The organism is Prochlorococcus sp. RS04, assembly GCF_001989455.1.
Lineage (GTDB): Bacteria > Cyanobacteriota > Cyanobacteriia > PCC-6307 > Cyanobiaceae > Prochlorococcus_A.
Map to the genome: position 1 here is coordinate 445526 of NZ_CP018346.1, position 14971 is coordinate 460496.

At 30.2% G+C, this 14971-nt stretch carries 18 protein-coding genes; 5 read left to right on the plus strand and 13 right to left on the minus strand.

The window, feature by feature from the left end:
* Positions 1–7 precede the first annotated feature (7 nt).
* From BS621_RS02565 to BS621_RS02595, 7 genes are all read right to left on the minus strand, one after another.
* Positions 8–1324: a 16S rRNA (cytosine(967)-C(5))-methyltransferase gene (locus BS621_RS02565; protein WP_077141721.1), complete on the minus strand. Its 1317-nt coding sequence runs from the start codon at positions 1322–1324 to the stop codon at positions 8–10.
* A 214-nt stretch (positions 1325–1538) separates the two neighbouring features.
* Positions 1539–1718, minus strand: coding sequence for a hypothetical protein (locus BS621_RS02570; RefSeq protein WP_025887585.1), 180 nt, complete (start codon positions 1716–1718; stop codon positions 1539–1541).
* 105 nt (positions 1719–1823) lie between these two features.
* Positions 1824–3314, minus strand: coding sequence for a cryptochrome/photolyase family protein (locus tag BS621_RS02575; protein ID WP_077141722.1), 1491 nt, complete (start codon positions 3312–3314; stop codon positions 1824–1826).
* A complete protein-coding gene (locus BS621_RS02580; protein ID WP_075487685.1) occupies positions 3311–3442 on the minus strand; it encodes a DUF2256 domain-containing protein in 132 nt (43 codons plus the stop codon). Before BS621_RS02580 ends, BS621_RS02575 begins: the two co-directional genes overlap by 4 nt.
* Before the next feature lie 3 nt (positions 3443–3445).
* Positions 3446–3682, minus strand: a complete 237-nt coding sequence (locus BS621_RS02585; protein WP_077141723.1) for a TIGR03643 family protein — start codon at positions 3680–3682, stop codon at positions 3446–3448.
* Between the two features lie 2 nt (positions 3683–3684).
* Positions 3685–4077 (minus strand): thiol-disulfide oxidoreductase DCC family protein, encoded by a 393-nt coding sequence (locus BS621_RS02590; protein WP_077141724.1) that lies wholly within the window; start codon positions 4075–4077, stop codon positions 3685–3687.
* Between the two features lie 177 nt (positions 4078–4254).
* Positions 4255–4458: a hypothetical protein gene (locus tag BS621_RS02595; RefSeq protein WP_025891460.1), complete on the minus strand. Its 204-nt coding sequence runs from the start codon at positions 4456–4458 to the stop codon at positions 4255–4257.
* 96 nt (positions 4459–4554) lie between these two features.
* Here BS621_RS02595 and trmH point away from each other — a divergent pair, with 96 nt between their 5' ends.
* The gene (gene trmH / locus BS621_RS02600) at positions 4555–5226 is read left to right on the plus strand and encodes a tRNA (guanosine(18)-2'-O)-methyltransferase TrmH (RefSeq protein ID WP_077141725.1); all 672 of its coding nucleotides are present in this window, start codon (positions 4555–4557) and stop codon (positions 5224–5226) included.
* 2 nt (positions 5227–5228) lie between these two features.
* On the opposite strand, the gene BS621_RS02605 is transcribed toward trmH, so the two are convergent.
* From BS621_RS02605 to BS621_RS02615, 3 genes are all read right to left on the minus strand, one after another.
* Positions 5229–5984, minus strand: a complete 756-nt coding sequence (locus BS621_RS02605; RefSeq protein ID WP_077142644.1) for an ABC transporter permease — start codon at positions 5982–5984, stop codon at positions 5229–5231.
* A 169-nt stretch (positions 5985–6153) separates the two neighbouring features.
* Positions 6154–7962, minus strand: coding sequence for a translation elongation factor 4 (lepA, locus tag BS621_RS02610; protein ID WP_077141726.1), 1809 nt, complete (start codon positions 7960–7962; stop codon positions 6154–6156).
* Positions 7963–8017: 55 nt separating this feature from the next.
* The gene (locus BS621_RS02615; protein ID WP_077141727.1) at positions 8018–9514 is read right to left on the minus strand and encodes a malate:quinone oxidoreductase; all 1497 of its coding nucleotides are present in this window, start codon (positions 9512–9514) and stop codon (positions 8018–8020) included.
* Between the two features lie 70 nt (positions 9515–9584).
* Here BS621_RS02615 and BS621_RS02620 point away from each other — a divergent pair, with 70 nt between their 5' ends.
* Positions 9585–9830, plus strand: a complete 246-nt coding sequence (locus BS621_RS02620) for a NifU family protein (RefSeq protein WP_002805305.1) — start codon at positions 9585–9587, stop codon at positions 9828–9830.
* Between the two features lie 22 nt (positions 9831–9852).
* Here the strand turns inward: BS621_RS02620 and BS621_RS02625 are convergent, their stop codons facing one another.
* A complete protein-coding gene (locus tag BS621_RS02625) occupies positions 9853–10110 on the minus strand; it encodes a hypothetical protein (RefSeq protein ID WP_011375974.1) in 258 nt (85 codons plus the stop codon).
* A gap of 255 nt (positions 10111–10365) precedes the next feature.
* Here BS621_RS02625 and BS621_RS02630 point away from each other — a divergent pair, with 255 nt between their 5' ends.
* The 3 genes from BS621_RS02630 (at position 10366) to BS621_RS02640 (ending at position 12621) form a co-directional block, all read left to right on the plus strand.
* Positions 10366–10539, plus strand: a complete 174-nt coding sequence (locus tag BS621_RS02630; protein WP_071813219.1) for a DUF4278 domain-containing protein — start codon at positions 10366–10368, stop codon at positions 10537–10539.
* 76 nt (positions 10540–10615) lie between these two features.
* On the plus strand, positions 10616–11410 hold the full coding sequence (locus tag BS621_RS02635) for a methyltransferase domain-containing protein (RefSeq protein ID WP_077142645.1): 795 nt from the start codon (positions 10616–10618) through the stop codon (positions 11408–11410).
* A 35-nt stretch (positions 11411–11445) separates the two neighbouring features.
* Entirely contained in the window at positions 11446–12621 is a 1176-nt protein-coding gene (locus BS621_RS02640; protein WP_077141728.1) for an aminotransferase class V-fold PLP-dependent enzyme, read from the plus strand.
* A gap of 28 nt (positions 12622–12649) precedes the next feature.
* On the opposite strand, the gene BS621_RS02645 is transcribed toward BS621_RS02640, so the two are convergent.
* Positions 12650–13354, minus strand: coding sequence for an SDR family NAD(P)-dependent oxidoreductase (locus BS621_RS02645; protein WP_077141729.1), 705 nt, complete (start codon positions 13352–13354; stop codon positions 12650–12652).
* Positions 13355–13435: 81 nt separating this feature from the next.
* The gene (locus tag BS621_RS02650) at positions 13436–14971 is read right to left on the minus strand and encodes a UDP-N-acetylmuramoyl-L-alanyl-D-glutamate--2,6-diaminopimelate ligase (RefSeq protein ID WP_077141730.1); all 1536 of its coding nucleotides are present in this window, start codon (positions 14969–14971) and stop codon (positions 13436–13438) included.

Here is a 14971-nt window from a genome sequence, read left to right on the forward strand (position 1 = left end):
TATATTTTCAAGATTTATAAGAAATTATTGCAGAATAAAATCCATCACCAGGATAATCCAAGCTAGGTAAAATTTGCTTTTGGCTAACCAATTTTAAAGTTTTGTTTTTTTCAATAAATCGTTCAATTAATAGATTATTTTCGTCAGGACAAATAGTACAAGTTGAATAAACTAAAGTACCATCTTTTTTCAAAAGAGGTAAAATATTCTCCAAAAGTTTTTCCTGTAATAAAGTTAAAGATTTTATTTTTTCTTTACTTAAAGACCATCTAGAATCTGGATTCCTGGAAAGAGTTCCAATGCCTGAACATGGAGCATCTAATAAAATCTTATCAAAATAAGATATAAAGTTAGGATTTAATTCAATCAAACTTGTAGCATCAGCCTTAAGGGTATTAACAGATTTCAAATTTAACCTTTCTAAATTTGAATGCAGTATTTTCAATCTTTTTGCTGATCTATCTACGGCAATGATTTCAGCACTATCATTTGTTAATTCTGCAAGGTGGGTAGACTTACTTCCTGGGGCTGCACAAGCATCTAAAATCTTTTCACCTTCTTTTGGATTTAATAGAGGTGCTATCCACTGAGAAGATCTATCTTGAATTGTCCAAAGTCCATCACTATATCCTGGTAAATTTTTTATAGATCTTGGATTAGATTTTAAAGTAATTCCATTATGTAAATCTTTAATAATTTCAGCATCAATTTTATTTTCATGAAGTACTTTCATAAAGTTATCTAAATTAGTTTTTAATTGGTTAATTCTCAAATCAATTGATGGTTTTTTATTAAATGTCTTAATGATATTTTCACCCTTGCTATTGCCGACCCATTTATAAAGATCCTTCACAAGCCATAATGGAAATGATTCAAGATATGAAATTCTTTCTTTTCTATCAGAAGATAATTCCGGAAAGATTTTTTGTTCTAATTTTCTTGATGCATTTCTCAATATCGCATTTACAGTTCCCGCTAAACCATTTAAATCTGTTTTTTTAGCTACTTCTACAGTGGTAGAAATAGCAGCAGGAAATGGGATTTTATCCATTTTCAATAGTTGGTACAAACCTATATGTAGAAGCCATCTTAACTTTGGAGGCTGCTTTTTATGAGTAATTTTTGATGTATGATCCGTCCAAAGATCAAGAAATTTTCTATACCTTATGCATCCAAAAGATAATTCCGTAATAAAAGCTATATCAAGAGGATTAAATTGATAATTTTTTAAAACCTTTTCAAGAGCATGATCAGAAAAATCACCAGAACTAACTTTTAATAAAATTTCCCAAGCTGCCTTTCTTTGTAAATATCCTATGCTCAAAATATAATTAATTTTTTAAAGATAACTTTAATATACAAAAAATTCAAAAATTTAAACTCCTTTTTCAATTGAAGAATTAAACCAAATAAAAGCTAAGATAGAAATAAGTGAAAGATTAAATCCTAAAAAAAGAAAGATATTTAAAGAATGGATTCTTTCCCGAAAAAATATTTTTTTCTCTTTTTGATACTTCATTATTTAAATAAAAACTTATTCAGGATTTCAAACGACAACCAATATTGATAGATCCTGCATCAAGCATTCTGCCTAATTTAATTGCTATGGATTCCTCCAACCTAGTGAAATTAGATTGATGGGTAGTTATCCAATCTAATTCAGAAAAAGTGATAATTCCCGTCGAATTACTTTTTAAAAAAAGTGTTCCAATTTCCAATAGATAAATCTAATTTTTAATAAATTAACATCCGTACTTAATATTTCTTCATAACATAATATTCTTTTAATTTTTCAAAGACAACTGTAGTTTATTACTCTTAATTTATTGAATATCTCTTAAAAATTTATCGGCCGTTTTTAAGTGATTATTTAATTTTTCCTCTGACATTTTATCGAGATTTCTCGTTAACATTGCCAGACGATATTGCTTTCTAAAAAAGCTTTCATTATCTTTAATAAATTTCCAAAATAAGCCATCCCATATTTCACACCATGGGCCACTTTTAAAATTAGACATTTTTTTTACATAATTAGAGCTTGATATATATGGCTTTGTTGAAAAGATACCACCATCACTAAACTGACTCATTCCGTAAACATTTGGGACCATAACCCAATCATAGGAATCAATAAACATTTCCATAAACCATTTATAAACTTGGTTGGGATGAATTCTACATAGAAGCATAAAGTTGCCAACAATCATTAGCCGCTCAATATGATGACAATAACCAAATTTAATAATATTTTTTATAACAACGTCTACTGGTTCAATTCCTGTATTTCCTTGATAAAAAGATTTTGGAATTGGCTTATCTTCAAAATTCCAAAAATTACTATTTCGCATCTTTGTTCCGTACTTTTTATAGACGAGGCAAATAAATTCTCTCCATCCAATAATTTGACGAATAAAACCCTCTAGAGAGTTAATAGGAACATTATTATTTTTTGCAAAAAGTAATGCTTTATTTACTACTACATCTGGGGTTAATAAGCCGCTATTTAAAAGAGGAGAAAGTAAACTGTGCCATAAAAAAGAATTTTCTTTAGAAATAGCATCCTCGTAATCTCCAAATAAGAAAAATCTATGTTTAAAAAAATCATTTAACCATTCATCTGCCTCTTCAAAATTGGTTGGATATAAAAAGTTATTACTTTCTCCAATAAACTCGATATCATAATTGGTTAATGACCTTTCTGCATTAACTACAAATTTATTTTTTTGTAATTTAGGTGTATCGGGTATATTTATTTTTTTTGGTAATTTTTTTCTATTCATTTCATCGAAACTCCATTTACCACCTTCAGGTGTATCATCAGGATTAACTAATATCTTTTGGCTCTTTCTTTGATTCTCATAAAATCTCCCCATAAGAGGTTTTTTTGCATTTGATGCGAATAAATCTTTTAAATCTTCACTGCTCATAAACATAGGTGAAGGCAAAATATTTAAAGCTAAACTATTACTTTCAACAAAATTATTAATCCTCTTCATTATTAAAAAATCATGAGGGTCAATAAGATTTATTTTCTGATATTTATTTTTAATAAATTCTGATAAGTAATCAACTGTAGAAACATTATTCTTGTTTTCGATATATAAAACTTTAAAGCCAGATATTTCTAAATAATTTTTATAAGCGAGCATAGATGCTCTATGAAAAACTAACTTATTTTTATGGTTAATTAATTTATGAAATTTATCATTTCCAAAAAATAATGAATCTTCCAAAATCAAAACATCACAATTTATTTTTAAGATTGGGCTTTCTCTAAAAAGTTGATTAGGGAAAATAATTGATACTTGTTTCATCTTTGCGACTTCCTGTTACTGCATCTTTTTGAACAGTAGATAACATCATCCCAACAGTTTTTCCATTTTTTACGCCACTCAAACGGCCTTTTGCAAACAGGACAAGTTTTAGTAGAAAGATTTTTCAAAATTTATAATTTTCTTTTATGAGTAGATTTAAATCTAGTTGAATCTTTAAGGGCCATATGTTTTGTATTTCTTCCCGAAACTCTCTTTCTCCAGACTTTGAAAGATTTGGGTTTAAGATTTTGACGCATAATTTTTATCGCTTCTTCCTCTTTTAAACCAAATTGGTACTCGATAGCTTCAAAAGGTGTTCTATCTTCCCAACACATTTCTATTATTCTGTCTATGTCGATACTTTCCATATTTATCGTTCACATTGTGAGGTACAAAGTTTTTCAATATCGGATCTACCTGTAATTTGAAGTCTATATTTTGCCCAATATCTGTAAACCATTCTCAATAATGGAGATAAGAGCTTAATCTTCAAGGGATAATAAACCCAACCTAAACCAACTATTTCATAAGAATATGCAAGTACATCTAGTCCCCTAATAATTTCACCATTTTCAATAATCCCATGGAGGTTTGACATGGCTTCTGAATATGAGATGTCATTAAAAAGACTCCGATCATAATCTTTACTATTAATATCTATAAATGCAATTTGATTTAAGGTATCTCTTTTTTTAAGAAAATTTGTTTCTCTCAAACAAAGTGGACAACCACCATCGAATAAAAAAGTTAATTTATTTTTCATATTTTTATTCAAATATAGAAATTAAATAACTTTTTTGTGGAATAAAAAATTTTTTTTAGAGTACAAGCTTTATAAAGCCTTAATAATTGCCAGTTCTAATTTAGTGAAATTATATTATCTTATTAATTAATAAGCCATTGATTAAGGGATACATCAATGGTTTAAAATTATTTATGATCAGTCATCTAAAAGATGAACTCCTTCTCCTATGTCAGGAGTAAATTTACAATATTTTTCAAAAATAAGTCCAACACCTCTCATTTTTTCTCCTAATTCATCGTTAAATTTATTCCATTCTTCCGATTCACGATCAGGTAAATCCCACCCTTGTTTTTCAACCATACTTGTTATTACTGTATAGTCCCATTCTATATATGCCATTGAGTTGACTTAAACTACTAAAATAGTATAAACGAAGAGATTTAATAGTTAATCAATATTTTTTGAATATAATTTAAAAGTGTGAAAAAATTATAAATGTCAATTTTGCCAAGAAGATTTGAACGAATAAAAAGTGTTTTAGATTGCAGAATGAAAAACTTGACTGTTTTAGTTGAGGATGTAAATAAACCACATAATTTATCTGCGATATTAAGGACATGTGATGCAGCAGGAGTTTTCGAAGCAAATTTTATTAGCAAAACGAATGCCGTTAAGACTTTTAATAGTACTGCTCAAGGAAGTCAAAAATGGGTAAAATTGAAAAATCATGAAAACACTATCTCGGCAATATCTGATTTAAAGAATAAGGGTTTTAAATTATATGGAACGACTCTTAATAGTGAATCAGTAGATTATAGAAATTTTGATTATTCTCAAAATACATGTTTTGTTTTAGGAGCAGAAAAATGGGGACTAAGTAATGAACTTATATCAATGGTTGATCAATCAATTTTTATACCTATGAGAGGTATGGTTCAATCTCTAAATGTTTCAGTTGCTGCTTCTATATTATTATTTGAAGCTGTTCGCCAAAGAAAAAATAAAGGTATATTGCCCGCTAATGGAGAAGGGTTAAATATAGATGAATATCAAAAAACACTTTTTGAATGGTGTTACCCAGAATTAGCTGCGGTGTATAAAAAATCTGCTAAAGAATATCCAAAGTTGAATTATCAAGGAGAAATTGATCCTATTACAGATAACTAAATTTATTCAGAATTTTTACTATCAAAAATTTCTTCAAGGTCCTCTCCTATAAAAGAAAGACCTAAAACTAAAAAAAACATTGCCAAACCTGGGAACAAAGCCGTCCACCAGATACCTGTTGGTAAAGCGGCAAGAGCCAGATTTAAATCACTCCCCCACTCTGGGACATCTGCAGGAACGCCAAGGCCTAAGAATCCTAAACTTCCTAATACCAAAACAGCATCTGCAGCATTTAGCGTAAGCAGAATAGGCAATGGTGTTATTACATTTGGGAGAATATATTTAAAAATAATTTTTTTAACATCAGCTCCTGCAACTTGAGCTGCCTCTACATAAGTTTCGGATTTAACCAATATTGTCTGATTTCTGATTAATCTAAAATATTGAGGAGAGTAAACAATACACAATGCAAAAGCCGCGTTAAGGATACCCTTACCCAATACAAAAGCCACAACAACTGAAAGCAAAATTACAGGTATTGAAAAAATAGTATCCATTATTAGTGATAAACATTTATCAAAAAAACCACCAAAATATCCACTTAATAATCCCAATGGCAAACCCAAACTTAATGAAAAAAGAATAGCTAAGAATACAACTTCTATAGCTAATGATGATCCTTGCAAAGTTCTTAAGCAAACGTCTCTTCCTAATCTATCTGTGCCACAAAAATGATTAAGAGAAGGAGGGGCAAAGATATCATTGCTTAACATTGAAAATGAATAGCCAAAAAAATTATTAGCCTCTAAAAATTTCATTATTAAAACAACAAGAAGATAAAAAAGTACAATTAAAAATCCAGCTTTTCTGATATTTGCGCCGACACGATTAAATGAGTTAATATCCAAAATCTTTTTTTAAAGATATAAATGAAATATACCCAATTCTTTTAAAAATAAATAGCTGTAAATTTTAAATTAAAGGAAATTACTGGTTTAATTTCAAGACTGCCATAAAAGCTTCTTGAGGAACTTCAACTTTACCCATTGCCTTCATCCTCTTTTTACCTTTGGCTTGTTTCTTTAAAAGTTTCTTTTTCCTAGAAATATCCCCTCCATAACATTTAGATAAAACATCTTTTCGCAAAGCACTTATGCTTTCACTTGCAATAATCCTGCTACCGATTGATGCTTGAATAGGTATTTTAAATTGTTGTTTTGGAATAAGTTCTTTTAATTTCTCAACTAAACTTCTGCCAATTCCATAAGCCTTATCTTTATGAACAATAGAAGTTAATGGATCTGCTCTTTCTGAATTTATTAGAACATCTAATCTAACAAGGTCATTTTTTCTATAGCCAATCAAATGATATTCCATTGATGCATAACCTTGGGTTCTACTTTTCATTTGATCAAAGAAATCTGTAACAACTTCTGCTAATGGAATTTCATAAATCAAGGTAACTCGATCTGTTGTTATGTATTTCATATCTATAAATACTCCCCTTCTTTCCTGACATAAACCCATTAATGTTCCATTAAATTCATTGGGTGCATAAATTTCCATTTTCACATAAGGCTCTTCTATTGATTCTCTAAGTTGTGGATCTGGAATTGTAGAAGGATTATCAATAAAGATATGTTCCTGCTGATTTAAATTAACTTTATAAATAACTGATGGTGCCGTTACGATTAGATCCAAGTCATATTCTCTTTCTAATCTTTCTTGAACAATCTCCATATGAAGAAGTCCTAGGAATCCGCACCTAAATCCGAAGCCCATTGCGCTACTGGTTTCGGGCTCATATTTTAAAGCTGCATCAGATAATTGTAATTTTTCAAGAGATACTCTTAAATCTGGGAATTGATCAGCATCAGTCGGGAACAAGCCACAAAAAACCATAGGATTTGCTGTCTTATAACCAGGCAAAGGATCTTTAGCAGGTGAATTTAAAAGAGTAATCGTATCTCCCACTCTCGCATCAGCAACTGATTTTATAGACGCAGCTAAATAACCAACTTCTCCTGCATGTAATTCATCAACTTGCTGCTGATCAGGGGCCATTATTCCTATCTCATCCAGTTCATAATTTTTTTTACTCGCCATTAATAATATCTTTTCTCTCTTATTAAGAGACCCAGATATCACCCTGAAATAAACAATAACTCCCCTATAAGGATCATAATAAGAATCGAAAATGAGTGCCTTTGTAGGTAGTTTAATTTCCTCTTGAGGAGGAGGTACTCTTCTTACGATTGCTTCCAAAATATCTTTAATACCAACTCCAGTTTTTGCTGAACAATTTATTGCATTAGATGTATCAAGTCCAATAATTTCCTCTATTTCTTGTTTTATTTTTTCAGCATCAGCACCTGGCAAATCAACTTTATTTAAGACCGGAATAATTTCAAGATTATTTTCTAAGGCAAGATAAACATTAGCTAAGGTTTGAGCTTCTACTCCTTGACTTGCATCAACAACGAGTAAAGCGCCTTCACAAGCTTGAAGAGATCTACTAACCTCATAAGAGAAATCAACATGCCCTGGAGTATCTATTAAGTTCAAAACATATTCTTGGGAATCGTCAGCTTTATATTTCATCCTAGCGGCCTGTAACTTGATAGTAATTCCTCTCTCTCTTTCAAGATCCATACTGTCCAAAAATTGTTCTTGCATATCCCTTTGCTGCACAGTACCAGTATCTTGAAGCAACCTATCTGCAAGGGTAGATTTACCATGGTCAATATGAGCGATTATGCAGAAATTTCTAATTTTTGAAACCGATATATCAGTCATATAGAAAGAAAAATTCTCCTCTTATTACATCTTGATTAATACTAGCTAATTAGAATTATGGATGGAAACCAAAAATGGAATTATTTCTTTTTTTAATTTCTTTTATGAAGGTACTGTAATTTTCAGAGACTGATAGTTCTGGATAAATTAAGTCATTTATTTTTTTCTGAAGATTATGCTTATTATTTAAAAATAAAACAGATTTTTCTAGAACCTCAACCATAATTGAAACCGCAGTACTTGCTCCCGGAGAGGCTCCCAACAAAGCAGATAATGATCCATCAGAAGAATTTACAATCTCAGTTCCAAATTTCAAAGAACCGCCACCTTCAGTTTTTTTAATTATTTGGACTCTTTGACCAGCATTCTTTAAATACCAATCAGAAGGATTAGCTGATGGCATCATATTCTTTAAATTCTCAACTCTTGAGTTATGGTTCTTTAATGATTGTGATATTAGGTAATTAATTAAATCGTTGTTCTTGAAACCAACGTCTAACATAGAAAAAATATTATTCTTTTTAATTGAACTAAATAAGTCAAAGTATGAACTTTGTTTTAGAAATTTCGTTGTGAATCCAGCAAAAGGTCCATATAAAAGAAGTTTTTTATTATCAATCCATCTGGTGTCTAAATGAGGCACTGACATTGGTGGCGATCCAATATCAGCTTTACCATAAACTTTTGAGTTATGTTTTTCTGTTAGATCTTTTTTCTCGCAAATAAGCCATTTCCCACTAACAGGAAATCCACCATAACTTTTTGCTTCTAGAATTTTTGATTTTTGTAAATAATTAATTGTTTTTCCACCAGCACCAAGAAACACGTAGCCAGTTCTAATTGAAGTTTTTCTACCTTCAGAACTGATTTCTAGTTCCCATTGTTTTTTATCAATTTTCTTTAAATCTACTAATTCTGTTTTGTATCTAATTTCAACATTTTTGTTTAAGGAAACTAATGACAAATACTCTTTAGTTAAAGCCTCAAAATTAATATCAGTTCCTCTACCTATTCTGGTAGCAGCAATTTGAGTAGATGGATTTCTATCTTTTGTTATTAGAGGAGCCCATGATGAAATTTCATCAAAAGATGTAGAAAATTCCATATCGATAAATTCAGGATTTTCGGTCATTTTCTGAAATCTTTTTTTTAAAAAAGAAATATTATCCTGACCAGAAACAAAGCTAATATGAGGAATAAATTTTAGAAACTTCTTAATATCAATTTTCCCGGCTTCATACAATGAGGCCCATAAAGACATGGATGTTTCAAAAGAACGATTTATTGAGAGCGCTTTATCTATTTTTAGATTTCCTTTTTCATCTAAAGGGGTGTAGTTTAATTCGCAATTAGCGGCATGTCCTGTACCTGCATTATTAAAAGCGCCAGTACTTTCACTTCCTGAAGCATTTAATTTTTCTATAATAAGAAATTTTATATCTGGTAAAACTTCTGAAATTAGAAGGGCTAAAGTACTACTCATTATCCCTGCTCCTACTAAGACTGCATCAAAGTAGCTATTGTCATTAGTGGGATTTTTAGATGAAGTCACAACAGAAAATTATCTTTTTTGCAATTAATCAGATTCCTTTCTAGGCTTATTATAAAGTTAATCCAAAATTATGAGTACTGAAACACTCTCGCTGACAAACGAAAATGTAGAAAAAGTCCTTGACGAGCTAAGACCTTTTTTAATTTCTGATGGAGGTAATGTAGAGATTGCAGAAATAGATGGTCCAATTGTCAAAGTCAGACTTCAAGGAGCATGTGGTAGTTGCCCAAGTAGCACTATGACTCTCAAAATGGGGATTGAAAGAAAGTTAAAAGAAATGATCCCTGAGATAAGCGAAGTTGTCCAAGTTTTATAAAAATTTTCAACTGAAATATATATTATTTAGTTTTTAATTCCTTCAACAAAGATGATTCCATATCAAGGCAATCAATTGGAAGTCCTTGACCAATAGCGATTAAAAGTGGTGCAAGAATTCCTAAAGTAAAAACTAAATTTGATTGGCTTACATCATATTTACTCAAAGTAAAAGTTATCAAATAAATAATTGAAAAATAAGCATGTAGTGAAAAAAATTCTTTTGGCTTTAACACTGGCCACCTTAAAGTATTTCCCAAGAAATATAAAAAACCTGTCATAAATAAATAGTTACATGAAGATTAAACCAAATATAAACATAAACCTTTTTAGAGACTATTTATAAAAAAATTTACCTAAGATAATAATTAAAAAAACATTAAATCTTCGTTTCTATTTGTAAAAGCTAGACATGCCGTCAAAAATACGCTTATAATTATTTGGTAGCGATTGCTACTTTTTCGTTCACCCTCATTTGAGGGCGCAGTTCGAGTCATACCATGGAACGGGGGATGGCCGTGTTGTCACATCGAAACATGACTACTTTAACTTACAGAGGTAAAAACTACGTTCAAAACAAAGAAGCTGCTAAAAAGCAACTTGTTGAACTTACCTACAGAAGAAACGTATACACCAACAGAATGGATGACGCTTCTTCAAGTAATGAAAAAGCAGAATTAAATTACAGAGGTGTTAACTACACTAAATAATTTAATTAAACAAATTAAAAGCCCCTTTATAGGGGCTTTTTTTTTGGCTATATTTATCAAGAGTCCTTTAAAAAATATGTCTGAAAGTTGCTGTAATACAAAATCATCGAATAAAGCACCTAATCAATTCGATCATAAAGATGCGATTCAAGAAAGATATGGCTCAGCGGCACAAGAAAAAGAAAGTTGTCTTTGTACACCAGTTGGGTTTGATCCCGTTTTACTAGAAGTAATTCCTCAAGAGGTTATAGAAAGAGACTATGGGTGTGGTGATCCAACAAAATATGTTCAAAAAAATGATATAGTCTTAGATCTTGGAAGTGGTAGCGGCAAAAATGCCTTCATTTGTGCCCAAATTGTTGGGAAAGAAGGGAAAGTTATTGGAGTTGATCAGAATCCTGACATGCTTTCTTTATCAAGATCAGCATCTAAAGAAGTTACAAAAAATATAGGTTTCAACAATACAGAATTTCTTGAAGGTTCAATTGAAAAACTTGATGAATTAGATAAAGATTTAAATCCATTAATCGCAGATAAATCAGTTGATATTATTTTAAGTAATTGCGTTTTAAACTTGGTAAGTCCAGAATCTAGAAATAACCTTCTAAATAACATAAAAAGAGTTTTAAACGATAATGGAAGAATTGCAATTAGCGATATCGTCTCTAACAAAAAAGTTCCTTTAAGATTGCAAAATGACCATGATTTATGGACAGGATGTATTAGTGGAGCATGGTATGAGCCAGAGTTTATAAGTGATTTTAAAGAACTAGGATTTAAAAATTTAAAATTTGTAGAAAGGAGTGCTGAACCTTGGAAAGTAATTGAGGATATTGAATTTAGGACAGTAACTTTAGTGGGCAATATTTAAAAAATTCAAGAGTTGAAAATATAATATAAATTTCCATGAGAAATAATCTAAGAGATCAAATACCCGCATTAAAAAATAAGTATTATTTCAACTATGGCGGTCAGGGACCATTACCAAAATCTTCTCTAGAAGCAATAGTTAAAACTTGGGAGATTATCCAAGATTTAGGACCATTTACCAATGATATGTGGCCTTTTATTTACAAAGAAATATTGACCACAAAAAGAATCATTGCGCAAAAATTAGGTGTCAATTCAAAGAATCTAGCTTTTACCGAAAATATCTCTTCCGGTATGATTTTGCCCTTTTGGGGAATAAAAGTAAAAGAGGGAGAAGAGTTGTTAATAAGTGACTGTGAACATCCTGGAGTAGTGGCTGCAAGTCGAGAATTTTGCAGAAGAAATAAATTAATATTCAAAATTTTGCCAATCCAAAAAATTAAAAATCTAAACGACGAAAATATAATTCTAGAGATTTTGAAAAATCTAAATAGTAAGACTAAGATTCTAATTATTTCTCATATCTTATGGAACTTTGGATATAAAATTCCTTTAAAAGAAATTTCTATCGAATTAAAAAATAATCGAGAAAACTCTTATTTACTTGTTGATGGTGCTCAAACCTTTGGGCACATAAATATTGAAAAAGAAGTTTTTTATTCTGATTTATATTCAATAACTTCTCACAAATGGGCATGTGGACCAGAAGGACTTGGAGCCATTTATGTCTCAGATAGATTTATTCGTGAAACAGATCCAACAATAATTGGTTGGAAATCATTAAAAAAAGAACAAGGCATTTATGAGCCTTCAGATAATCTTTTTCATGATGATGCAAGGAAATTTGAAATAGCCACCTCTTGTATTCCTTTACTTGCTGGGCTTCGGAATTCTTTAGATCTTTTGGATAAAGACTGCCATGAAAAAGAAAAAAACAAAAATATCAAAAAATTAAGTGGAAAACTTTGGGATGAATTAAATCAATCAAAGGGTGTTGAATTAGTTTTAGAAAAAAAATATTTAAATGGGATTGTTAGTTTTAATATCGAAAATATTAAAGATAAGGATAAATATGTAAAGAAACTTGGAGAAAAGAAAATTTGGATTAGAGTTTTAGAAGATCCAAAATGGTTCAGAGCATGCGTACATCAAATGACTACAGAAGCTGAGATTGATTTACTTGCTAGAGAAATAAAAAAAATATTGACTTAAAGATCTATTGATATAAAAAAAATTTAGTTTACCAAGGTATCTCCGAGTTGTCCCATGCAATAAATTTTCCTGTAGATTCTGGTGATTGATTTTTAATAATATTGATCAAGAATTGGGAGGATTTTTCTTTACTAAATAATTTATGTTCTGGAACAAATTTATGAAAAGGTCTAGATAAATCAGTATCTACTGTTCCTGGATGAAGCAATGTGATAGCAGCCTTTGGGAAACGTCTAGCCCATTCAATACTTAAAGATTTAAAAAACTGATTTTGCGCAGATTTTGCAGCTCTATATGAATACCAACCTCCAGTTTGATTATCTCCAATGCTACCAACTCTTGCACTTATACTTGCAAAATTAAAATCAAAATCTTTTGGTATGAATTCTTCAATCGCTTTAGCTAATAAAATAGGAGAAAAGGCATTTATTGAAAAGCTTTCCATCATATTTTTTTTATCAAGATGTTGTAATCTTTTTTCTGGTTGAAGAGAATCACTATGAAGTCTACCTGTAGCATTAACAACTAGCCTTAATTTTGAAGGATGATTTGATATTTTATTTTTCAACTGCAAAAGGGATTGAGAATCCTCTATATCTAATTCCCAAAAAGGGTTAAATTCACTTTTTCTTCCACACAAAACAACCTCTAAATCTTTTTCACTTTCATTCAGATCTTTAGCTAGTTGTGTTCCAATTCCACCTGCGCCTACAACTAAGGCTAAGCCTTTCATTTTATTAAAAATAACTATATTGATTCTAAGAAACTTTTCTTGTGATTTGCGTAAAAATCTTTCTTATTTAATAAGGAAATTTTATTGAGATTTATTTTTTTCTTTTAATAATTTATAAGCTATTTTTTTATCATCAAAATAAATAACTTTATCATTGAGAATTTGGTAGTCTTCATGTCCTTTTCCTGCAATTAAAACAATATCTTTTTTATTGGCAAATTTAATAGATTCATTTATTGCTTTAAATCTATCAATTTCAATTGTTATTTTTTCTCTTTTTTTTATACCCATCAAAATATCATTTACTATCTTTTGGGGTTCTTCTGATCTTGGATTATCTGAGGTTATAAAAAGTTGATCAGACAACTCTTCAGCTATTGATCCCATCAAAGGCCTTTTACTACGATCACGATCTCCGCCACAGCCAAAAACAGTTATTAGTTTCCCTTCACAAAGTTTTTTAATTGATTGCAAAACTTTTTTTAATCCATCAGGAGTGTGGGCATAATCAACAATTACTGTTGGAAGAGATCTTGAAACGTCATTATCATCAATTTGTATTTTCTCCATTCTCCCAGGAGCACCAGGGAAAGATTGTATTAACTTTGATAAATCTTTTAAAGAAAAATTCAGTTTATACAAAATTGTTATTGCTTGAATCGCATTCATTAAATTAAATTCACCAACAAGTGGAACAAAAAGTTGAATTTTTTCCCTAGGTGTATGAAAAATACAAGTGGAACCACTTTCAGTAAATTTTTTATCTGTTACGAAAAAAAAATCATCATTTTCAAATTCACTTTCAGTAATCTTTGTAGAGACTAATAAAGATCTTTTTTTAAGATCAGATGATAATTTAGATATCCAATGGTCATCATGATTTAATACACAAATCCCATCTTTTTCTTTTAAGTAAGGTGGGAAAAATAATTTTCTTTTTGTTTGAAAATATGATTCCATATCTTGGTGATAATCAAGATGATCTTGAGTTAAATTAGTAAAAATAGCCGCCTCAAATTCGCATCCTGATATCCTGTTTTGAGCAATAGAATGAGAACTTACCTCTAATATCGCGAATTCAGATTCTGCCTCAAGAGCAGCATTTAATTTATTTTGAATTTTATCAGCGAAATCAGTTGTATGAGAAGCTACTTCAGAGAAACCGGGCCATCTATTGAATAAGGTCCCAAACAATGCAGTTTTTTTTCCTAATTTTTTTAAAAGATATTCCAATAAAAAAGTAATCGTCGTTTTTCCATTTGTACCCGTAACACCAATAAGTTTAAGTTTTCTTGAAGGCCTATTCCAAAACTCAGCGACTATTTGACCAAAAATATAATCTAAATTATCCTCTATAACCAAAATCCTTTTTCGATCAATAGATCCAATTTTCTGTTTTGCAGCAGGCCCAATAATGGCAGCCTCTGCGCCATTTTCAATTGCCTCAATACAAAATTTTCCTCCATCAACATTTACACCAGGCATTCCTAAAAATAAAGTTCCTTTTTGTACTTCTTTAGAGTTAAAAGAAATATTATTAATTTCTTGATCGATAAGATTTGATGAAGGAATAATTCCTACCAAATCTAAAAGTTTATGTAATTTTATAGATCTCAT